Genomic DNA, 23,805 nt, shown 5'->3' with positions numbered 1-23,805 from the left:
TCAAGCCGAATCATGTGAATAATTTATATACTTACTTTCTATGGATAGTTCATAAACTAAAGTACCAAAGAAAAGCCCCGCGAGTGCGGGGCTTTGTGATCTTACAGCTCAATCTTGGTGATGGTTACTTTTCTTCAAAACGCTGTGCAAGCAAGTAGAACTCCCCTACTTGGTTCTTAAGTTCGTTCGAATGCTCTTTAACGGAATGCGTCGCAGCTAGATTTTGTTCCGCTGTAGACGCAATCGACTGAATGTGAAGGTTTACGTCACTGGTAAGCTGACGCTGCTGATTGGCTGCATTTTCGACAGACTGCATCAATTGGTTCATCTGCTCCATTAACGCTTCAACTTCAGATAATCGCTCCGAACTTACCTGTGCTGATTCACCACACTTCGCGGTTTGTGCTTGATTATCCAAGATATCGCGCTGCCAGCCTTCAATAGTGTGAAGCATAGTTTCAATGCTTTCTTTAATCTGAACGGTCGCTTTTGAAGTGCGACCAGACAAAGCACGCACTTCATCTGCTACGACAGCAAAGCCACGACCTTGCTCGCCTGCTCGTGCAGCTTCAATCGCTGCGTTCAGGGCCAGCAAGTTGGTTTGCTCTGCGATACCGCCAATCTCTTCCATCATTTTACTAACGTTTTGGGCTTGGTCGCTTAGCTGATAAGTCGTTTGAGTCGCCTTTTCTGCTTGTACATTCAAGCTATCTAGGTTGCTGTGTGTTTGTTCGATGCTATCTTTAGCACTCGCACATGTCTTGAAGGTGATTTCTACGATTTGGTGCGCTTCTTGAGTCGTCGATGATACTTCGTCTGCAGTCACTTCAACTTCACAGGTCGCTTCACGTACTTCAAGAATATCTTTTGTCTGTTGATCAAGCGCTTCAGTAACTTGATAAGACGTTGCGCTTAGGTTATCAGCTAAATCCTGAATCGGCTTGGCTGAGTCTGTCATACGACCCAATACAGTGCGAATACGGGCTGACGCGAGTTTCAAGTGGAAATCTGCTACCGAAAACTGGCTATTACCTGAGTACACCAGACGACTAACACTATCAAACTTAGATTGAAGCTTTTTCAGCTCGCGAGGCGTGTCGATCAGCTCTTGTCTAAACAGTAATGCGAGCGCAGAAACAGGAAGTAAGCTGCACAGCCATTGCGATGCCTGTCCAAGATCCATCATGTTCGATAGAACTGGAGCTGAAAGTGAGCCTAAAAGAATGGCGTAACGGACACTGTCACTGATTTGCAACGACCATTGACGTCCATTTTTCTCAGCCTTCAATAAGCCTTGATACGCTTTGTCCGCCACTTGCACCCACTGTGCTTTAGGCTTTACACGTACCGACTGGTAGCCGCTGATAACGCCATCGTTATAAATTGGGGTTACATACGCATCCACCCAGTAATAGCCACCCGATTTGGTTTTGTTCTTAACAATACCGCGCCAGGCCTTACCCTGTTTAAGGTTGACCCACATATCAGCAAAAGCTGCTTTAGGCATTTCATCGTGACGAACAATATTATGGTTCTGACCCAATAGTTCATCTTGTTCATATTCCGCAATTCGACAAAACGCCTCATTGCTGTAGGTAATTACGCCTTTTAGATCGGTCGTCGATACTAGTTGATCCGTATCGTTTAAAAGTGTTTCACGTCGTTGAGAAGATAGGCTGGCAGTCATTATTCGTTGCTTTATGGTATTTATAATTTTAGCAGGCGAATATATACAATAATTGAAATTATGACAAAATATGAACCTCACATTTTGCGCAAATGACGGTACTTTGTTCGTTTGTTATCGTAATAGGTCACAAATACAACAAAGCCTCGGATTGACACCCAAGGCTTAAAGAAAATTATGAATAGAGCGGTGCTATTCGAACAGACTAGGCATAACGGCAGGGACCGATATGATCTTCCGGCAGAGTCTTATACCTTCTGTGTAACCACATCCAAGCACTGATGTCTTTTAAAATTAGACGTTCAATTTCTTGGTTCATAACTTGTGCTGCAACTTCTGGCTGCTTACGTGGGAATTTATCGCTGAAGTCCTCGCTGATCTGCAACTCATAAACTCCACCTTTTCTCACACTTACTCCTGACATAACGGCACACTTGGTTGCATCAATTAAGAAGCCAGTCCCCGCTGTTGTTGAAGCCTTGTCGACGCCAAAGAACGGGACAAAAACAGAGGCATTTGCTCCGTAATCATGGTCCGGTAAGTACCACAGCCGATTGCCTGATTTAAGTACCTTGAGCATGCCTTTTAGATCGGAGCGATCGATCATTTTGTGCCCTTTACGTGTTCTTCCATGATGTTGAATAAACTCATAAGCCGCATTACTGTGCGGTCGATATACACCGTAACCAGGGGCAAACAAACTGAAGATTCGCGCTGTCATCTCTAGGTTAAGAAAATGACCGCATGCCACCAGCACACCACGTCCATTCTCTTCTTGCTCTAGGATAAGATCTTTTCCCGCAACGCGCATATGGCGCTTCACTCGCCAATCTGGCCAGAACCAAGCCATACCTGTTTCAATTAAAGCCATACCAGCGTAATCAAAGTTTCGTCGAACTAACTTCTCAATCTCTTGTTCAGACAATTCTGGAAATGCTAACTCAAAGTTGCGTCGAGCCACCTTTGCACGCTTACTAATGATCAACTTTGCCAGTTGACCAACACCCTCTCCAATAAAAACCAATACACGATAAGGAAGAAGATTCACTAGCAGAGCTAAGAACCCAAACCCAAACCAAACACACCAGTATTTTGGTAACAACAAAGACAACGTTAACTTTGGACGTTCTACAACTTTCATTACGCCTCCTAGAATAAAAGCGGCGCAATTATACATATGATTCATGAAAAAAAAGTAAATATCGAATAAAGCTATGTAAAAAATCTGTCGATCATGGGATTAAAATCGACAAACCCAATAAAAGATGTAGAAAATTTGAACTTTTTAATTATTTATCAAACATTTAACAATATGAGATTCAGAATAAAGTGCTCGTCCTAAACCGTTCGAGCACTCCAATTAAGATGAGATTATAAGAGATGACCAGCGGCTACTGAGTTACTGATGGACGGCTCGATTTCTTCGCACTAAATGCGAACACCATGATCACCAACAGAACAAACGGCAATACGTAGATGTTGAGCATTTGCCAGCCGACCGTCGACTCAAGCCAACCAGAAAGCAGTGCCGTAATACTCACACAACTAAATACAACAAACTCATTCAAGGCTTGCGCCTTAGACTTATTCTTAGATTGGTAAGATTGGCTAAATAGCCCTGTGGCCGCGATAAACATAAAGTTCCAACCAATGCCAAGTAGCACCAACGCCGCTCTAAAGTGCCAGATCGACTCGCCATGAATGTTGATGGCAATGCACAACAAGAACAGTACCGCCCCAGCCAAAATCATGCGCTTAGCGCCAAACCTCTCAATGAGCCCACCAGTAAAGAAAGCAGGAACGAACATGCCCAATACATGCCACTCAATGACGCCAGCTGCTTTGGTAAAATCAAAACCACATCCGATCATCGCCAAGGGTGTCGCTGTCATTAAAATATTCATCACCGCATAGGCGACCATAGCGGCAAACACAGCACCAACAAAATTAGGCGCTTTGATCATTGTACGCACTGAATCAGTTTTAACGTGTTGGTTTGCTAGGCTGAACTTAGGGAATTGAACCGTCTGCAGAATAACCAGTGCGAGCACGTTGAGCCCAATGAGAGATGCAAAAGCACCGATGTAAAGGCCATCTTGTGACCACTGTTGTGACATCACGGCTAAATTTGGCCCCAACACCGCCGCCAAGACCCCACCCGCCATTGAAATAGAGATCGCTCTATGGCGCGCTTCTTCACTGCAAACTTCAATCGCAGCAAATCGATACAAAGTTCCGAAGCCGATACCGATACCGAGTAAAAAAGTCGCAAAGCAGAACAGGTAAAAGTGTTGAGTAGAGAGCGCAAAGGTTGCCAGACTCGCTCCAGAAATACCGACTAGGTTACCGATGCTAAAGCCGCGTTTGCGCCCTAACTTTCCAGAGATAAGAGAGGCAGGAATAGTCGCCGCCATTAAGCCAAGAAACTGCAATGCAACGGGCAAGGTGATCATACTCTGACTCGGAGCGATCTGTTTTCCAATTAAACCAATCACCGAGATAAGTAGAATATTGCCAGTCATCAATAGAGCCTGACAGAGAGAGAGTATCCAAACGTTCCTGTTCATTTTGCCACCTTTTATGCACTAGGTGGCAACTACAACAAAATGACAACAAAGTTGCAACCCTTTAATGGCCGACATTCATGACGATATATTTATCCAACATGACTACTTTGAGTTATGCTAATTAAAGCTTGTGATAATAATCTGTTATATAAGGTTCGTAATGATTAATCCGCTTTGGCTCAACACTTTTAAAACACTTGTGGAAGTCGGCCACTTCACTCAAACGGCAGAGAAACTCTACATGACTCAGCCAGGAGTGAGCCAGCACATAAAGAAACTGGAGCAAGCCTGTAACTGCTCCCTACTTTCTCGTGAAAACAAAACCTTTGAGCTAACCGAGCAAGGTCGAATTATCTATCGCTACGCACTTAAGCTGAATAAAGAGCAAGAAGAGCTGTTTGAATCTCTGCGATTTGACAACCCATTCGCTGGTCAATGTAACCTCTCATGCTCTGGTACACTTGCTCTGCAGCTCTATCCGGATTTTCTTGAACTGCAATCCCAACACCCAGAGCTCAGCATTCATGTCGAGGCTTCACCCAATCAGCGTATCTTTAATGATGTGTTACAGGGAACCATTGATGTCGGCATCGTAACGCAACTTCCCAATGACAGAGTCTACCAAACGGAAATGATTGGTAAGGAAGCCTTGTGCCTTATCACTCATAAAAGCCTAGAGAATGTCGAGATCACACCAGAGAAACTCCACCAGCTTGGCCTGATTGCTCACCCAGACTCTACGCACTACCTTTCTCTGTATTTCGACTCATGCGGAGATGAGGCACTGAAAAAGCTCAATATTAACGAGTTACCGAAAACCGGATACATCAATCAACTTCATCAAATCCTGCTGCCTGTATCCAAAGGGCTTGGCTTTACGGTGCTCCCCGAGGGAGCCGTAGATAACTTCCCAAATAAAGAGCAATTGCACGTAGTGCCACCCAAAGTAAAAGTCGAAGAGGCGCTTTACTTGGTTCAAAAGAGAAATCGAACACTGCCACGCCGATACGATACTGTGATCGATTTGATTAAACAGACCTTTGCCAACAGCATAGAACAACCGTCATAGCTCAATCTCTATTGCCCATAGCCCTGCACTCCCCTACACCGGGCTATGATTTAATGTGATTTGCACGTTCCAATGCCGTATCAAAATCATATTGTTCAAGAGCTTGTTGAACTTCTTTTAACCCAGACTCCGTGGTGCTCGACAATAACTCATTTGTTAAGTCGAGTGCTTCACTATCGTAATTAGAGATCAATTCAATCAGCTTCTGTTTTTGTTCTAAAGTCATCGCTATTGATTCATGACTTAAACCGTCATCAAGCAAATTGTTACTTGGTTGGCGCTCTTGTTTGAGATAAGGGCGAAGGGCTTCAATTAACTCGGCGATTCTCGCTGCCGCAGTCTCTAAATCAGCCCCAGTTAAGCTCCGCTCTCTCGCTCTACGTTCAAAGTAAGCCAAAGCGCTCTGAGCCTTAACTCCGCCTATCGCGCCACACATGCTTTTCAGTGAGTGCAATTCTCGTTCTAAAGCCTCCCAATCTCCATCGTTGAGATAAGCTTGGGCATGTTCCAGCATGGGTTGAGCCTGAGCGTTAAAGCGAGAGAGTAGCTTCTGCTTCAACAACTCATCACCTTGGGTAGAGCGGTCGATCACAGTCAATGACAATATCTCCCCCTCTGTTTCCAAACGAGAGATAGAGTTTTGGCTTGTGATGAACGGCTCACTCTCTTGACTAGTATCGTTAGCAATACTTGCCCCAAGATAATCAGCGATCTTCGCCACGGCTTTGTCGATCATAATAGGCTTATCAAGGAAATCATCGATACCCGCTTCTATCGCCCGCTGCTTAGCCTCTGAGAATGCATTTGCAGACATAGCAATGATTGGGATATCCCCCTTAATTTGTTTAATGTGACGCGTTGCAGCATAACCATCCATGATAGGCATTTGTAAGTCCATCAAGATAAGTTTGTAGTCATTGTTTCTAACGCAATCTACCGCCTGTTGGCCATTTTCTGCCAAGTCGACTGTTAAGTTCATTCTCTTGAGAAACGCCAGCGCTAGGTCTTGGTTCAATTCGTTATCTTCTGCCAAAAGCACGCGTTCGCCGTTAAAGAACACAGTTTGCGTTTTGGCCGCTTCTTTGGTTCTGAATTTGGCTACTTCCGCTTGTGAGGCATTAGGCAGTTCGAGAGTGAAATAGAAACAACTCCCCTTCCCTAACTCACTATCGATATGTATCTCGCTGCCCATTGCTTGAATCAGTTTTTGGCTGATATTGAGCCCAAGTCCAGTACCACCAAAACGTCTGGTCGTGGTGCTATCAGCTTGTTTGAATGCTTCAAAGAGATGTTTCTTATGCTCATTTGATATGCCGATACCAGTATCGACAACGGAGACACTCAAGGTTGTCGTATCCAAAGACTCGCCTATGACACGACATTGAATGGTAACGTGACCCTGCTCAGTAAACTTAATCGCATTGCCTACGAGGTTCAGCACGACTTGGAATAGTCTCAAGGGGTCGCCAATCAGCGCTAGGTCATTGGGAATATCAAAATCGGTATGCAGTGCCAGTTGCTTTTCGCTCGCTTTCGATTCCATTAGCTCTACAACTTCATTCAAAGGCTGAATAGCGCTAAACGGTATGCTATCAATGCCAAGCTCACCCGCCTCTATCTTAGAAAAGTCCAGAATGTCATTAATGATAGTGAGTAGCGACTGACCTGAGCGGTGGACTTTCTCAACATAGTTTTTTGCCACGGGGTTAGTGATTTCGCCAATGGCCAAATAAGACAAACCAATAATAGCGTTCATTGGCGTTCTGATTTCGTGGCTCATATTCGCTAGAAATTCAGATTTAGCTTGGCTTGCAAGATCCGCTCTCTCTTTCTCTTCTTCCAATTGTTCGTTAAGGCGTTTCATTTCCGAAATATCAAAAGCCCAAAACAGCGTGGCAATTTCTCCGTCTAACTCAAACAGGTAGTAACTAACTAGAGCAACGAATCGTGTTCCATCAGACTTTTTCAACACCAACTCTTTGTTCTCAACCTTGCCATTCACATTCAGTTCGTTGTGGATCTCGTCGCGTACTTCCAGTGAATCATGAATAGACGATACGTCAATTGAGGAGAGTTCGACATTCTCCACCCCAAATAAGTGTTTTGCTGTATCGTTGGCGTAACGAACTTGTTCTTCAAATACAACAGCGGCTGCAATGGGAGAACTATTCAACATGTTATAAAGCTCTGCCTGTGCCTTCTTGAGCGCGTTGGTGGCATCATTCGCAATCCGAATCTGTTTTGCGAGCTTGCGATTCCAAAAGACAATTAGAAAAACAATCACCAGAGAAAAAACTGAGATGGTATAGACAAGTTGATAGTCGACTCTCTCTATCGCTTTCGGAGCGGCCCATTTCGTTGATATCTTTTGGTGCTCATCTGCGGAAATGCTTTCGATCGCCTTATTGATGATTGAATAAAGCTGAGGTTCACTTTTAATCACATGCAGAGTTGGTGAGAGATAGAAATCAAGTCGACCAATAATTCCGATCTCTCGGTGACCGAATGAGTCAATGAGATAATTTAGGACATCAACGGTATCTATCATCCCATCTAAGGTTTGGTCATCGAGCTGATTAAGGCCATTGGCCGTTGACTCAACCAAAACCCACTCGACGTTGGGGTATTTCTCCATTATCGCACTGGTATTGGCCGCATTTTTTAGAATACCAATCTTCCAGCCTGACGCTTCTTCTAAAACTAAGCTACTGACATCCCGTCTTGAAGCGATGGCTAATCGACTCGAAAACAAGCGTTGTGCGGCTCTAACATTTTCACCCAGAGAAACATTTTCTTTAGCTGCAGAAACCAGCTCTACTTGCTGACGGTCGACTAAGCTTCTGGTTTCTGACCAATTCGCTACATCAACATGCTCAATGTTTAGACCTGTTTTTTGTTCGATGAGTTTTAAGTAGTCATCAATCATCCCAATATATTCACCGGCGCTCGAGACGGCCTCATAAGGGAGCGAATTAGGATCGATTCCGATCCGCACATTCGGAGTGTCTTTGATCCACTGTCTTTCTTCTTGGCTTAAATCGAGTATTTCCCCAATCAAGTTGTTCGCTTGATACACATCGGCAATATAACGTTTTGCCGCATCACCGAACTGGTCGAACTGTTCTATGGTAGGAAAGTAAACGTGCTTACGGACTGGTGACTGAGTATCAAAATAGAAAGTCATCGAGCCTGAATTAATCGCTCCCCCTTTAGTCCGGTAATTTGCCGTTTTGGTGACAGATGCAAAGTGAGACGTATTTTTCCTCTCCCCGTGGTCATCGACTAAGTTACCGAGATACCAAGATTTAATCGGTCGATTATTGTTATCAGCTTGCGCCGTAATCACTTGAAATGAGCTGTCGGTATCAAAAACTTCAAACAAATCAAACAGTTCATCAAAGCGGTCATTGACAATAAAGTAAGCTGAAGCTTGAGCAATAATGCTCGCCTTTTTTAGTATCTGACTCAGGTCATTTTGTACATGGGTTTCGATAATCTGGCGCAAACCATCATCGGTCTGCTTTAGATCAGAGAGCGCTGCATTAAAACTGTCTCTCAGTTCTTGAGTCTTAAAATCCACATATATTGGGTATGTCACCTTATAATTGTCATGCAGCTTTAACTCCGCCATCTCAATAAAGCGAGTGTTAGTGATGAACCATTTTAGAACCCGTTTTTCGACCATTAAAAGGTCGACATTTTGCGCCCTCAACTGGGCAAATGCCGATTCAAGACTTTCGTAATCTTCGATTCGGTCAATAGTCAATTTACTCGTTAGAACTTCAACCGAGTTTTTTATTGGAGAAGTCTCATCAAATAGAAGAGCTCCCAGTGAAAGATCACTTTTCGATTGCAGATTCAATTGACGTCGAGCCAATGAAACGGGCACAAACTCAACATCTAGAACACTGTCACTCAAGAAGTGCGCGTCTGGGTCATCAACTTGCACACCCGACACAAAAGAGATTGAGTTATTGCTTTCTATCGCTTTGCGAGCTGCACTGGGTGGCAGTGTGACAACATCACCCAACTTGTACCCCATGTCATTAAAAGCACGCTGCATTATGTCATGCTCCAACCCTACGGCTGTACTACCGGGATACATATAAGGTGGGTTACCAAAACCAAAGACTCCCTTTAAAGGCGGTCGATACGGCGAACTGTCTAACCACTTCGATAAGATTTGGTTCTTTTTACTAATGGAGAATGTTTGAATCTGCTTGTTTAACAGTGTGAGAACTTCAGACTCTCCCGATCTCACCACCATTGAGGCTTCTAGTTTTTTCCAATGCTCCAATACATAGTTAATCGCGAGATCATGAACACCCACTTCGTTTGCTAACCCCATCGTAGTAATGGGTTCCCCAACAATGCCATCGACACTGCCGGCACCTAATGCACGTACCGCATCAATCACATTGTCGAAATCCACTCGTTCAATAGAACTTAGCTGTACGCCCGCTCTTTGTAGGTCGATATTTTCATTAACCATAGCTATGCGGCGTTTCGTGTTTTGATCCAAGTTGCCATATATTCCGTTATCAATAGGGACAATTACGGCAACCTGATAGGGAATGTACGGTTCACTCGCTAAAAACCGTCCACCGTCACTGGGGTCAAACTGTTGAAAGGGAAATACGTCGCCTCGACCATCAAGTAACGCAGCTTTTGCGTCACTGCGAGAATTAACGCTAATAAACCGCGCATGAATACCAAACCTCTCTTCAAGGTCGAGAGTCCAATCTCTGATAATGCCAGAGACCTTTCCATCATCGTCAATAAAGGAGTATGGGTAATGGTTGGTAAGAGCTATAAACGTTATCGTGGGTTTATTGTCTAACCAACGATTTAGTTGCTCATCACTAATCTCAGACGCACTGACATTCACCACAAACAGTAGCTGAATCAACAGACAAACTGAAACAACCGTAGCTTTTAACTTCAGCATGAAGCGCTCACTCATCTTTAAATTTGTCTTTGACCGCTAAGATCTGAGGCAGGTTTTCAAATAACAGTTCAACAATCCTAGGATCGAAATGCTTGCCCTTTTGCTCTTCGAACAAACTCAGAGCTTCATCGACGCTCCACGCTTTTTTATAAGGTCTCTCCGCAGTTAGGGCATCGAACACGTCTGCTACCGCAGCGATTCTTCCGACCAATGGTATATCTTCACCTGCAATACGATTTGGATAACCACTTCCGTCCCACTTTTCATGGTGATACTGCGCCACTTGAATTGCCATTTTCATTAGCTTGGAGTCGCTCTGTGTGCCAAGAATTTCGACACCATATTCAACGTGTTTTTGCATGATGGTCCACTCTTCAGCATCGAGTTTACCGGGCTTAAGTAACACGCTATCTGGAATGCCTATCTTGCCAATATCATGCATGGGTGCTGCGTCGCGTAACGTCTCTGCGTCTTCATCTGTCATACCGGAGGCTTTAGCCAATATTTCACAATAATGGCTCATGCGCATGACATGCATGCCCGTTTCATTATCTTTAAACTCAGCGGCCCGACCCAAAATACTGAGAGTCTCTAACTTACCAAGATTGATCTCTCGAGTTTTCTCTTTAACTTGGCTAGACAGTGCGCGCTGTTGGTCATACAAAGCAACATGCGTTTTCACTCTTTGCAGGGCAATTTCAGGGGTAATAGGCTTGGCTAGGTAATCAACGGCACCTAAAGAGAGCCCTTTGACTTCATCTTCCGGTTCAATTTTCGCAGTAACAAATATGATAGGGATATGAGCTGTGTTGGGTTGAGCTTTGAGCTGACGACAGACCTCAAAACCATCGATCTCTGGCATCATGATATCAAGCAGAATCAGATCGGGCTGGGGAACCGTCTTAGCGATTTTCATACCAATATGGCCGTTGATCGCGACTTTCACTTGATAGGTATCTTTGAGTATTCCGGTGAGCACATCTAAATTGCTGGGTGTGTCGTCTATCACTAAAACGGTCGGTTTACTACTCATTATTACCCCAATATAAATCAACTAGTTATTTATCAAGTGTAGGTCGCAAATTTAAGTCCTCAACAGAACTAAGTAAAAAATTCGCTAAATCCTAGACGCGCTCACATAGACGTGATGTTTGTTCCAACCCCAAAGCGTTTTTCGAGCAATAAAAAAAGCCGCTCATCACGAGCGGCTTTGAATTTATTAACTTTTATTATGCGGTTGTTTCTTGTTGAGCACCCTCGACCTTATCATCGACAGCTTTCACCAATAGCAGCCCAACCGAGAATACAATCAGTCCACACAATACAAACACTAAACGTCCCCATATTGGGTTTGGTAGAACAAACATGGTCATGACACCGACACCCGCTACTGCGATCAACGTACCTAGCATACGACGCTGTTTATTATCCAGTTTCTTCTGCTCTGTGCTTTCTGCAACAAGCGGCGTCGCCAAGTTACCAAAGAAAGTATCAACGTCTTTTTCACGATGCTCTGGCAATGGCTTGTAGAACAAGGTTGAAAGAACAAAGAAACCAGCGGTAAATACAATGTGTCCAATAAGACCAATTGCTACTTTGAGGTCTGCCCATTCACGACCAGTAAGCTCATTAAGACCGAACCAACCTTCAATCATCTCTGCTGTAATCACGAAACCAACAAAGTACGAAACAAAGCCACCAACAACTAATGTGCCCCAACCTGCCCAGTCTGGTGTCTTACGGATAAAGAAGCCACAGAACGCTGGGATTGTCATCGGGAAGCCGATTAGAGCACCAACGTACATCATGGTGTCGAACAGGCTCAGACCTTTAAGCGAGTTGATAAATAGAGCAACAAGAATGATGGAGATACCGAAGAAGGTCGATGTTAGTTTAGAAACAATCACCAACTCTTTTTCATTCGCGTTTGGACGTAGAATTGGTTCATAGAAGTTCTTAACAAAGATACCAGAGTTACGGTTTAGACCTGAGTCCATAGAAGACATAGTGGCTGCAAACATAGCGGCGATTAACAGACCCACCATACCAACCGGCATGTATTCTTGCACGAAGTAAAGGTAAGCGAAGTCGGCTGCTTTGCTGCCGGCTTCAGGGTATTGAGAAACTAGGTCGACACCTTGACCAGCAATGAACCAAGAAGGCATAAACCAAATGATTGGGCCTAGTGTCATCAGAATACATGCAAGCAGTGCAGCCTTACGTGCATTGTTCGAGTCTTTTGCTGCTAGGTAACGGTATGAGTTCAGCATGTTGTTGGTGATACTGAACTGCTTCAGGAAGATAAACACCGCCCAGATACTAAAGATGCTTAGGTAGTTGAGGTTATCACCCGTGATGAAAGAGTCAGTCGGGAAGTTGTTAACGATATTGGTCACACCACCACCGTGGTACATAGCCACGACAGCACAGGTCACAGTTACCGCCATGATGATAACCATCTGCATGAAATCAGACGCGATAACTGCCCAAGAACCACCTGTTACCGACATCACCAATACAACCAAACCAGTAAGAATGATGGTTGTTGTCATATCAAAGCCAAAGATACCTGATGCGATGATTGCAAGACCATTCAACCAGATACCCGCTGAAATCACACTGTTTGGCATACCAGACCAAGTAAACACTTGCTCATTGACCTTACCAAAACGCATACGAATCGCTTCAATTACCGTTACTACACGTAACTGTCTGAATTTTGGAGCAAAGTATAGGTAGTTCATCAGGTAGCCAAATGCGTTAGCAATAAAGATGATGGCGACCGCGAAACCGTCGGTAAAGGCTTTACCTGCAGCACCAGTAAAGGTCCAGGCGCTAAATTGAGTCATAAATGCGGTTGCGCCCACCATCCACCAGAGCATACTACCTCCCCCTCGGAAGTAGTCGCTGGTTGTACTAGTGAATGTTCTAAACATCCACCCTATCGCTATTAAGAATAGAAAGTAAATTCCTACTATCAGTGTATTGAGTTCCATCGTAGAGACCTTTATTTGTGTTTTTGTTAGGTCGACTATAGATATCACTCAATCACATTTGTACTACAATAACTCAAATGCGTGATTCAAATCTTAGTTTTCACATTAGAAAAGCAAGATGAGTGATCGACTTCAAAATCAATGTTCACTTGGACGACCAAATAAACACACAAACCAAAATAAGAATAAATACAATAAATAACAGATACTTATTTATTCACAAAACCAATAAAGAACAAAGTAACCATATTATAAATAGAACTTTCATCGAAAAGAGTATCCAATTGACACATGGTTACTGTTTCTACAACTCGCGACTAAAACACAATCACAAACGACATATAAATAATACTATTAGAGGAAATCTAGGAATGATGGTCAAAAAAAAACGCCCATGTTGCCTGTATCAACATGGGCGTAAAGGCAGTATTGCCACCACCTTCTTCTATCTCAACGCAGTTCAATAGAAGTCGTCATTAGTATAGTTGGGAGCAAGAATAGAAATACCGGGGTAAGGCACTTCAATCAATGCCTAAGATCCGATAACTGGAACGAATCAATTTAATGACAACGAATCACCATCAGTCACTGTTTCACGCCAGCTCAAATAATATTAATGTATTACAAATAAACATTAAACCCCCTCTTCTCAATTTCATGATTAAGAGCACAATTCTCAAACGTGCATTTATTGCACAACGATCCTAATGAATACAGCAATACCATATAAAACATAGCCTTATCACAATCATGTCAGAATGTAACTGTTTGTTACCTACCATTTTATAAACACAAGTAGATCCATTTCACAGATCGTCATGAAATTATTGGGATAGCATATTTGTATTATCTTAACTCAATAATAAAAGGCACTTTATGAAAGCCCTACGTCCCCTACACTTAGCCGCTTGTATTGGAGCAATTACGTTTGGTTCAAATGTCATTGCAGCCGACTTCGTTTTCCTAGACGAAGCAACGTTAGAAGCAAATCGTACCCTTCTTCAATCTGACAAAGCATCAGACACAATGAAAGTCACCTATGAACGGCTATTGGAAGAAGCTGACTTAGCGATGAAAGATGGCCCTTTCAGTGTTGCAGACAAAGGAATGACCCCACCAAGCGGCAACAAAAACGACTACATGAGTATCAGCCCATACTGGTGGCCAGACGAAAACAAAGAGGATGGCCTACCTTGGATTCGTCATGATGGCAAAACCAATCCAGCCTCAAAAACTGACGAAACAGATTCAAAACGAATCGGCCACTTCACACGCTCTGTTCGTGCATTAGCGATTGCCTACTACTTTAGCCAAGACGAAAAATATGCTCAGCAAGGTATTGATTACATTAGAACTTGGTTCATTAACGAAGAAACCAAGATGAACCCTAACGTGAATTACGGCCAAGGTGTGCCGGGAGTCGCGGAAGGCCGTCGTGGCGGCATCATTGATACCCGTTCTCTTGCTGATCGCATGCTTGATTCTATTGCCATGCTTTCTCAATCGCCTGCATGGACAGAAAACGATGAAGCACAAATCAAACAATGGTATGGCGATTACCTAGATTGGCTAATTGTCGACGACCTTTCCGGAGGCCCTAAAGGTGAAGCCTACGCCGCGAACAACCACGGTACTTGGTATGACTACCAAGTTGCCAGCATTGCCTACTTCATTGGTAACGAACCACTAGCAAAACAAATGGTTCAGAAAGGCAAGATGCGCATCGACACTCAGTTCGAGAAAGACGGCTCTCAACCACATGAAATCGAACGTACTCGCGCGTACCACTACCACTACTTCAGCTTAGATCCGCTTGTCGGGATGGCTCAGATCGGAGAAAAAGTCGATATCGACCTTTGGAACTACACCAATAAAAAAGGCGGTTCTTTAGAGACAGGTATTCAACTGATGGCGACTTACCACGATCTAGACAAAGAGTGGCCTTATACCCAAAAAGATAAGCGCCGTCGCATTGAGCGCATGACACCGCTTTATCTAAAAGCAGGCGTTGCAATGGACAAGCCTGAATGGGTCAAGCTCGCAACAGAAACTGACTTTAGCGAATTCACGGTGAAAAAGAACCTAGCAGAGGTTTGGGCGCAACGTGATATCGAGCTGCTTTACCCAAAACTATAAATCCCCCACGGGTGGGTCAACACATACCCACCCCTCATAACTTTTAATTACAGTGGAACAACATTATGATTTCTAAAAATAAAATTGCTTTAGCTATTACAGCAACTCTATTTGCTGGCAGCCTTTCAGCTGCATCTCTTGATGCTCGCCAAGAGTACAAACATGGTTCGGAAGACTGGGCAAGCCGTATCAAGATGAGCGGTTCAGTCGATAACCACTTCTTTGGTGCTGAGATGAAGCAAAAAGGTAAGCCGTTTTCTGAGTGGGAAGCTGCAGATAACGAATTTGAGTACGGCTACCGATTCAAACTGAATGATCAATGGATGATCCAACCAAGTATGCCTGTCACCTTCGGTTCTGACAGCGTCACTTACAAACCGCAAGTACGTGTTCAATACTCGTTTGAATCCGGACTAAAAGCGAAACTACGCTACCGCCACGAATTCCGTGATTACACTTCGGACTCTTCTAACGACAACAGAAACCGCAGTAAAATCACAGGTAACCTAGATTACAATTGGAATGCATTCCAATTTGGTTTTGAAGCCAACTATGCGGAAGACTTTGCAAACAATGAATGGACTGGCGGCGGCGGTGCTGACTACGAGTGGGATTACAACTTTAAGGTTGGCTATAAAGAGTCTGATTGGAACTGGCGTCCATATGTAGAGTTCGGTAACGTTCAAGATAGTTCTGACCGTCAACTACGAAGCCGTGTAGGTATCACTTACAGCTTCTAATATCTTTGCTCACGATACAATAAAGCCAGCAAATCTGCTGGCTTTTCTCATTCTTCACATCCTAAAGAGTGGATAGCATTAGCTTGCTACAGGTAGTCTGTGGTTCGACTCTTGCAAGTGATTTGCAGAAGCAGCACGTGCTTTTTCACTATTACCAGCCATGATCGCATCGTAGATCTGACGGTGTTCATTGATACACGTACTACCCTCTTCCGAAGAGTGAACAATAAAGTTAACAAACATTGTTGTTAAGATATTACCGAACGGAAGATAAAAATCGTTGCCAGTTGCGTTAAAGATTAGGCTATGGAATCGCATATCCACATCCGTCCAACGCTCTTGGTCAAATACTTCAGCTTCTGAAACTTCCACCATTTCTTGGAACGTCTCTGAAAGCTCGATGCGCTGTTCTGCTGATGCATTTTTCGCAGCTAAAGCACATGCTTCAGGTTCAATTGCACGACGAAGGCCTAAGAACTGGAAGCAGAATTCGTCTGTGTCAGCTAAACCATCCATCCAACCGATAAGTTGAGGATCGAGAAAGTTCCAGTAAGCGCGATCAACAACACGAGTACCAACTTTTGGACGAGACTCCAATAGACCTTTTGATGTTAGCAATTTAACCGCTTCACGCAGTGCTGTACGGCTAATACCAAATTGCTCACATAGTGCCATTTCACCAGGGATGATAGAGCCTTGAGCCAGCTCACCTGATAAAATACTGCGAGCGATTTCACGAGCAACCTGCACGTGCAGACTACGTTTAGAGCCTGAGATTGAATTGAATGTTCCGACCATAAGTTCACTTGTTGTTATTTATGTATTATTTAATCCTTACTATATCACTTATATATTCAACTACCAAATATCGTTGCTGCGCTCCGTCCCAGATTTAAACAAAACAAATAGCATAAATTAGATTACGCAAATAATACGCTCAAAATTGCCCATCAACTAATAGCTTAATAATGATTCTCACTTCTATCTAGCGCTTTATTTTGTACGACTAATGTCACATATATGTATCTTTCTCACCGTATATAGCCATATATGGTGGATTTTGGTCATGTACTGCTTGATTCAAATACATGCTATTGTATTATTAATTAAAGCTTGTTTTTATATTCTCAGTCTTGTTAACGGCATATGTTTCGGTCGAAATTGCGATATTTCATTGGGTCTATTAAAAACTCGCTAATCGTTTATACAACAACGTCAGGTCCAGTTAAGGGCCATAACCGAGATGTCCTTATTACATCTCAATGATTTGCAGTGATGCGTCTAAATACTCGCATAGAGTATTTAATGTGGTCAGCAGCATATTGAAATGGTGAATTTGGTTGAGCTAACTCTCTTTATCACATCTTATACTGACTGCCCTTTCGAACACCGACGACGTAGCACTGACAACCCAAGGCCAGTTCACTCTGGCTTTGACCCTTTTTAAATAGGTGGTTTACATGTCCGTATTCACGCTGGTGGAAGATTCTAGCCGCCGCATTCATGTCCAAGTTGCAAGACAGGTCGCCCGCAAAATCCTATCTGGTGAACTAAAAGAAGAAGAAAAATTACCCAGTGAAATGGAGCTTTGTGAAATATTCGGCGTAAGTCGTACCGCGTTGAGAGAATCAACCAAATTGTTGTCAGCGAAAGGGCTTATAGAATCAAAACCCAAAGTAGGCACACGCATTATGCCTCGTTCTAACTGGCACTTTTTAGACCCACAACTCCTCGATTGGATTCAAGATCTGGAAGACACAAAACCGTTTCTGGCGCAATTCCTAGGCCTTCGTAAAGCCATAGAGCCTGAAGCTTGTGCGCTTGCAGCTAGAAATGCGACGGTGGAACAACGTAAAGAGCTTTCTATTCTCTTCCAAAAAATGACCCTCGCGGCTGAAGGCTTCGATTATGGAAGTTGGACGGTAAACGACCACCTGTTCCACCGCACGATATTCCTGTCTACAGGTAACCAATTCTATATTCCGTTTGGCAATATCTTGTCAGCTATTTTCCGACAATTTATTGATCATTCTGCAGAAGGTGGACGCTTCTGTTTAGCGGAGCACAAAGCGATTTATGACTCCATTATGTCAGGGAATAGTGAGGGAGCACGGATAGCTTCTCAAAGCCTGTTAAATGACGATAACCAAAAGCTATCCAAAGTACCTCTTAAACAGGTCGCGATAGCATAACTGGTAAACAACGTCACTTTACCGATATATCCGACTTGAAACGCTCATGGCATAACGCGTTTATGTCATGAGTACGCTCTTTACGAGGTCACTGTGCTTTCTCAATCTTACGTCAAAAAGAACCTATCTCTTGCTTGGCCATTAGCTCTTAACGCCCTGTTAATGCAATCTATGCTAATGATCGACACTCTTTTAGTCTCTCCATTAGGTGAAATTTCACTTGCTGCTATGGGCATTGCGACGACTGTAATCGCATTTATTCTTGGAATTCAAATGGCGCTCGCCAACGGTACCCAATTGGTGCTAAGCCGTGCGGTAGGTTCTGGCGTTCAGGCCACGTTGTCACGCTCTTTTCTTGCAGGGATGTTGATTAACTTTGGCGCTGCTCTACTGTTTTTCTTGGCTTTAACCGCTTTCGACGATTCACTGATCAGCGCGTTAACCGATGATACTTCTCTACATGACGAAATTGCCGTGTACCTCAGCTTCTCCAAATACATCGTGTTATTCACGGCAATCACACAAGTGATCATCGCTTTGTTTAACGGATTGGGCAAAACAAAGGTGCCATTTAGAGGTTATCTGATTGAGCTACCAATCAACGCACTTGTGAGTTATCTGTTTATTCATGGCTGGTCGAGTTTTGAAGGGTTAGGAGTCCAAGGTGCTGCAATTGGCAGTCTGGTGGCAATCATCATTCGCACTGTGTATCTATACCTATGCATCCATTTCGAGAACTGTGTTGAAGTTTCATTCAATTCGTTTGGCACAAACTTTTCACGCAATGTCATTAACCACTTCAAAGAGATATTCCCTGTCGCAGCCAATGTCACCATGCTGTCGATCGGTGCGACCATTTATCAGCTGCTCTATACGCAGCTCAACATTAACGCCTATGTAGCCATTACCTTAGTCATGCCTTGGATACGCGCTGGTACACAATTTATCACCGCTTGGGCGCACTCCTCTGCGATCACCATCAGTCAAGCGATTGGGTCACGTCAAATGGCGGACTTAAGAAAGAACGTTGATGCTAGCATCGATATTGCGGTTATTATTTCCATCCTATCGATGTTTTTCTTTGTCGCACTCAGCTTCTTTATTGGTGATATCTATCCAGATTTAGACGAGCCGACTTATGACGCTCTGACCGTTATCGCCCCGCTCTACATCTTTTTGCCTTTTGTTCGCGGCTACAACACGGTTCATGGACATGTATTGAGAGCGCTAGGTAAAACGACTGCGGTATTCAAAATTAATTTTACCGGTCAATGGATCACCTCAATACCGCTATGTGCATTGATTATCTTCGGTTTTGATGGCTCTATCTTCTGGGCGTTCGCAATCCAGCCTTTCGAAGAGATAGTCAAAGCGCTGCCGTTTAGGCATCTTGCCAGGAAGTCATTAAACGAGTTTGATGAAGAAAAAGCGAAAGAGTTGATGTATGACTAGATAGGAGCGCATGCCACTTCTATCTACATAAATGCCCTATCCAATTAGTTTATAGGGCATTTTGATATCATCGTTGCAATACTATCCGAGTGTCAGCCGAGGCCGAATCAATTCATAAAGGTAGGCGAGCTCATCAGCCATTCTGAATCGTTGGTTAATGACACCACCAGCCTTGTGAGCGCGACCTCCGCCATAGCCAATACCACGGTCATTCAACGCCTGTCGTACCACCTCAGCAACATCATTCTCCTGACACTCAGAACGAAGTGACACAAACGTCCTTTGATAAGATCGCGCACTCAACACAACCACATCGATTTCATCGACGGTCAACAGAAAGTCCCCCAATACCCCAAGCATATTCTCAGGGCAACCCTCAGGTGCAATAGCAAAAGCGCTGTTTTTGTCCCGCTTCATTGTGGCAAGCATTGAGTCAAAATAACGAAGTTCTTTATACTCAATTTGATTTCGACATATTCCATTCACAGTCACCATATCGGCACGTCTCTGCAATTGAAATAGTGCCTTAATGTCCATCTCACCTATCGATTTCGTAAAGCTATCAGTATTAAACGTCAAACCCACAAGCAGCGCGGTTGCGATCTTCTTCGGAATTTTAATATTGTAGTAATTGAAGTAGTCCACCATGATCGTTGCCGTCGAACCATAATTAGGTCGCACATCTGAGTACCAAACATAACTTGGTACCTTAACCTCATGGTGATCAATCACCGCCACTTCTAAACCGGGTAAATCGGTGATGTTCTCCTCCCCAATACAACCATCAACCACAATGATTTTGTCGCTGGGTTTTAAATCGAGTTGGTGCGAATTTACGATCGGAATATCTAACCAACCGATCAAATTGTGGAGTGAGACGCGGTCAATAAAGCCTTGGTAGGAAAGAAAAGGACGAAAGCCTTTTTGCGTCAGAATATACGCCATTGCAAAGGCCGACGCGATCGCATCATGATCGGGGAAATCATGGGCCTGAATAATGACTCGCTGCTCTGCATCTAACAATTCTAAAAATTGATCAAACTTTTTTAGGTCCATTGACAGTTCTCGAACTCATCCTGAATTTGGTATCGCTTGATAGCTCTCTTGACGAGAGAAATAAAACAAGCTGCATATCTAATCCATTAGAACGCTTCAAACTGACAAATGCAAACCACGAGAAAGACTTACCTCTCACTTATCAACTTATAGATAGAGTACTTTTCCTAACAAAAAGAGCGCCTAACACTGGCGCTCTACCTCGTTTTTTGAATCTTTTAATCGCTGGCGTTATCGGCCTGAGTAATACATACAGATCTTCACACCATCAAATTCGCGGATCTCAAATGGAATCTCATAGATAGACTCCATAATTTCCTTGTCGACAACTTCGCTTACTTTGCCCGCTTTTATCACCTGCCCACGTTTCATTGCGACAATGTTATCCGAGTAGCTCGAAGCAAAGTTAATGTCATGGATAACAATCACTACCGCTTTATTAAACTCATGCGCTAAACGGCGCAGAGTCTGCATAATCTCAACGGAGTGCTTGATATCAAGATTGTTCAGCGGCTCATCTAAGAAGACATAGTCAGTATCTTGCGCCACTACCATAGCGATAAACGCCATCTGACGCTGACCACCACTCAATTGGTCGAGATACTTATCTTGGATATCGGTAATACCCAAATGTTCTAGAGCCGTGTCCACCACCTTATGGTCATTATCTTGCATTCTGCCTTGTGAATGAGGGAAACGCCCAAAGCAGACAAGTTCGCGCACAGTAAAGCGCATATTGATGTTGTTCGACTGTCTTAATACAGCAAGATGCTTTGCAAGCTCTTTGGTGTCCCATTCAGCAAGGAGTTTATCGCCAATTAGGACTTCGCCGGCATCACTGTCTGTAAGACGACTCGCCATAGAAAGTAGCGTACTTTTCCCCGCACCGTTCGGGCCAATAATAGAAGTCACCTCTCCTTTTGGAAACAGTGCACTGGCGTCATCAACAACGGTTGTCTTGCCATACTTCTTACTTAAACCTGTTAACTTAATCACTTCTCACTACCTTTATTGAATTCTGGTGCGTAACAACAAGAACATAAAATACAAACCACCCACTAGGTTGATGATGACGCTCACCGTGGTTTCAAAACTCATCACTTTTTCGACGAACCATTGTCCAGAAACCAGCAACGCGACTGCAAGCAAGCTGCTCGCAACAATCAGCACTCGATGTTGATAGGATTTAAACATCTGACGAGCCAAACTGACGGTAATCAATCCAAAAAACAGTACAGGGCCGACTAGCGCCGTAGAGACCGCCACCATAATCGACACAATAACCAAGATGCCCTGTGTTAGACGTTTGGTATTCACTCCCAAACTGGTTGCATTGTCGACACCCAGCCATAACACATCAAGCTTCGGAGCCATCCACCACAAAGCAAACAAACATAAGCCAAGCGGAATAGCACTTAGGTAAACCAGTTCCCCTTTAACATTGTTGAAGCTTGCAAACATCACGTTCTGCAACACCGCAAACTCATTCGGATCGATGGTCATCGCTAGAAAATTCGACAAGCTACCGAAAACGCTGCCACAAACAATACCGATGAGGAGCAGCGTGAACACATTGTTGCGTTTACTCTTGAAGTAGAAATGGAACAAACCGAATGAGAAGAGCACCATGATGCACACGGAAAGTGTAAAGTTCGCGACGGCATCGACCACCCAAAAGCTAAGGCTACCAAATACAAACAGCAGTGAGACTTGAACTAACATGTACAGGTTATCAAAACCCAAAATCGAAGGTGTCAGAATGCGGTTGTTGGTAATCGTTTGGAAAACCAAAGATGATGTCGAAATAGCAATCGCGGCCAATACGATTGACAACATTTTCGGTGTACGCAACTTTAGGAAAAACTCGTAGTTGTCCCATGTTACCCCCTGCCCAATAAACACAGCGATCATGACAATACAGACAACGGCTAATAGCGCCATTTTAATGGAATCACGCATTGGACTTGTCTCTCAGGATTAGGAAAATGAAAATCAAACCACCGAAGACACTAATAACCATAGAGATCGGAATTTCATAAGGGAAAATAATCACCCTAGCGAGCAGGTCACACGCCAATACCAAGATCACGCCCCAGTACGCCGTCCAAGGTAGGATCTTCTTCATATTGTCCCCCATTATCAACGAGACAATGTTTGGCACAATCAAACCAAGAAAGGGAATAACCCCCACGATCATCACTACCGATGAAGCACACACCGCCACCAGCGCGACACCGATAAAGACGATTTTCTGGTAGTTCAAACCGATATTGCGAGCAAAGCTCTCACCAATGCTCGCCGCACTAAACTGGCTAGCAAAAATGTATGCCAAGATACAAGCAGGTACGGCTAGATAAAGAATCTCATAGCTACCTTGTAGAACACTTGCAAAGTTCGCCATCGTCCACGCCGACATCGTTTGAACTAAGTCGTACTTATAAGCAATGAAAGTGGTGAGAGAAGAAACAACATTGCCATACATGATGCCAATCAAAGGCACTAATACCGCATTCTTAAACTTCAAATGCTGTAGGAAGCGCACCAACAGCATGGTACCCAACACAGCGAACGTAAAAATGAACCCCAAGTAATGCCATTGCGCAGCGCTGCCTAACAGAACCAAACCAACAATATAGCCAAGCATTGCACAATCAATGGTGCCCATCGTCGATGGCGCAGCAAACTTGTTCTGTACAATTTGCTGCATGATTAACCCTGATACACTCAACCCCGCGCCAGCAAGAACAATAGCGAGTAATCGAGGAATTCGGCTTACAACATAAATAGAGTTGGCGTGGTCACTTCCGCTAAAAAAATCACTGAAGCTGATATCAGCAACACCGATCATCAAAGAAGCTACGCACAGCACGACGAGAAAGACGGCGGCAACAATGGGTTTAAACATAAAAAGTAATACTAAGGAGGGTTGGGGTTAACCGGTATAAAATTCAAAAGGGCTTAT

The 23,805-nt window shown here is 43.7% G+C and carries 16 protein-coding genes; 5 read left to right on the top strand and 11 right to left on the bottom strand.

Features of this window, described 5'->3' with window-relative positions:
- Positions 1-124 precede the first annotated feature (124 nt).
- The 3 genes from OCV50_RS18430 to OCV50_RS18420 all read right to left on the bottom strand — a co-directional run bounded on the left by OCV50_RS18430 (position 125) and on the right by OCV50_RS18420 (position 4,254).
- Complete coding sequence (locus OCV50_RS18430; protein ID WP_261904185.1) at positions 125-1,687, bottom strand: methyl-accepting chemotaxis protein; 1,563 nt, start codon at positions 1,685-1,687, stop codon at positions 125-127.
- A 205-nt stretch (positions 1,688-1,892) separates the two neighbouring features.
- Entirely contained in the window at positions 1,893-2,828 is a 936-nt protein-coding gene (gene lpxL, locus OCV50_RS18425; protein WP_261904184.1) for an LpxL/LpxP family Kdo(2)-lipid IV(A) lauroyl/palmitoleoyl acyltransferase, read from the bottom strand.
- Positions 2,829-3,078: 250 nt separating this feature from the next.
- Positions 3,079-4,254, bottom strand: a complete 1,176-nt coding sequence (locus OCV50_RS18420) for an MFS transporter (RefSeq protein ID WP_261904183.1) — start codon at positions 4,252-4,254, stop codon at positions 3,079-3,081.
- Positions 4,255-4,414: 160 nt separating this feature from the next.
- Here OCV50_RS18420 and OCV50_RS18415 point away from each other — a divergent pair, with 160 nt between their 5' ends.
- Positions 4,415-5,323: a LysR family transcriptional regulator gene (locus OCV50_RS18415; protein WP_261904182.1), complete on the top strand. Its 909-nt coding sequence runs from the start codon at positions 4,415-4,417 to the stop codon at positions 5,321-5,323.
- Positions 5,324-5,366: 43 nt separating this feature from the next.
- On the opposite strand, the gene OCV50_RS18410 is transcribed toward OCV50_RS18415, so the two are convergent.
- From OCV50_RS18410 to OCV50_RS18400, 3 genes are all read right to left on the bottom strand, one after another.
- Positions 5,367-10,286: an ATP-binding protein gene (locus OCV50_RS18410; protein ID WP_261904181.1), complete on the bottom strand. Its 4,920-nt coding sequence runs from the start codon at positions 10,284-10,286 to the stop codon at positions 5,367-5,369.
- Complete coding sequence (locus tag OCV50_RS18405; protein ID WP_261904180.1) at positions 10,279-11,304, bottom strand: HD-GYP domain-containing protein; 1,026 nt, start codon at positions 11,302-11,304, stop codon at positions 10,279-10,281. Before OCV50_RS18405 ends, OCV50_RS18410 begins: the two co-directional genes overlap by 8 nt.
- Before the next feature lie 196 nt (positions 11,305-11,500).
- Positions 11,501-13,267 carry a sodium:solute symporter family transporter gene (locus OCV50_RS18400; protein WP_261904179.1) on the bottom strand — a complete coding sequence of 589 codons (1,767 nt, stop codon included), beginning with the start codon at positions 13,265-13,267 and terminating at the stop codon, positions 11,501-11,503.
- Between the two features lie 876 nt (positions 13,268-14,143).
- On the opposite strand from OCV50_RS18400, the gene OCV50_RS18395 reads away from it, so the two are divergent.
- Both OCV50_RS18395 and OCV50_RS18390 read left to right on the top strand, forming a co-directional pair.
- Positions 14,144-15,403: an alginate lyase family protein gene (locus OCV50_RS18395; RefSeq protein WP_261904178.1), complete on the top strand. Its 1,260-nt coding sequence runs from the start codon at positions 14,144-14,146 to the stop codon at positions 15,401-15,403.
- A gap of 65 nt (positions 15,404-15,468) precedes the next feature.
- Positions 15,469-16,143 (top strand): oligogalacturonate-specific porin KdgM family protein, encoded by a 675-nt coding sequence (locus OCV50_RS18390; RefSeq protein ID WP_239839783.1) that lies wholly within the window; start codon positions 15,469-15,471, stop codon positions 16,141-16,143.
- Positions 16,144-16,221: 78 nt separating this feature from the next.
- Here OCV50_RS18390 and OCV50_RS18385 read toward each other — a convergent pair whose 3' ends face one another.
- Positions 16,222-16,941 carry a FadR/GntR family transcriptional regulator gene (locus OCV50_RS18385; protein WP_239839782.1) on the bottom strand — a complete coding sequence of 240 codons (720 nt, stop codon included), beginning with the start codon at positions 16,939-16,941 and terminating at the stop codon, positions 16,222-16,224.
- A 662-nt stretch (positions 16,942-17,603) separates the two neighbouring features.
- On the opposite strand from OCV50_RS18385, the gene OCV50_RS18380 reads away from it, so the two are divergent.
- On the top strand, positions 17,604-18,335 hold the full coding sequence (locus OCV50_RS18380) for a FadR/GntR family transcriptional regulator (RefSeq protein WP_239839781.1): 732 nt from the start codon (positions 17,604-17,606) through the stop codon (positions 18,333-18,335).
- A 162-nt stretch (positions 18,336-18,497) separates the two neighbouring features.
- Positions 18,498-19,787: an MATE family efflux transporter gene (locus OCV50_RS18375; RefSeq protein WP_390905174.1), complete on the top strand. Its 1,290-nt coding sequence runs from the start codon at positions 18,498-18,500 to the stop codon at positions 19,785-19,787.
- Positions 19,788-19,868: 81 nt separating this feature from the next.
- Here OCV50_RS18375 and OCV50_RS18370 read toward each other — a convergent pair whose 3' ends face one another.
- From OCV50_RS18370 to OCV50_RS18355, 4 genes are all read right to left on the bottom strand, one after another.
- Positions 19,869-20,843 carry a DHH family phosphoesterase gene (locus OCV50_RS18370; protein WP_261904176.1) on the bottom strand — a complete coding sequence of 325 codons (975 nt, stop codon included), beginning with the start codon at positions 20,841-20,843 and terminating at the stop codon, positions 19,869-19,871.
- A gap of 231 nt (positions 20,844-21,074) precedes the next feature.
- Complete coding sequence (locus OCV50_RS18365; RefSeq protein WP_261904175.1) at positions 21,075-21,839, bottom strand: iron ABC transporter ATP-binding protein; 765 nt, start codon at positions 21,837-21,839, stop codon at positions 21,075-21,077.
- A gap of 12 nt (positions 21,840-21,851) precedes the next feature.
- Complete coding sequence (locus OCV50_RS18360; RefSeq protein WP_261904174.1) at positions 21,852-22,802, bottom strand: iron chelate uptake ABC transporter family permease subunit; 951 nt, start codon at positions 22,800-22,802, stop codon at positions 21,852-21,854.
- On the bottom strand, positions 22,795-23,748 hold the full coding sequence (locus OCV50_RS18355; RefSeq protein ID WP_261904173.1) for an ABC transporter permease: 954 nt from the start codon (positions 23,746-23,748) through the stop codon (positions 22,795-22,797). Before OCV50_RS18355 ends, OCV50_RS18360 begins: the two co-directional genes overlap by 8 nt.
- Positions 23,749-23,805 lie beyond the last annotated feature (57 nt).

Source organism: Vibrio fortis, from assembly GCF_024347475.1.
Classification (GTDB): Bacteria; Pseudomonadota; Gammaproteobacteria; order Enterobacterales; family Vibrionaceae; genus Vibrio; species Vibrio fortis.
Note: the sequence above shows the minus strand (reverse complement) of the source record. Positions and strands in the feature narration are given on the sequence as shown.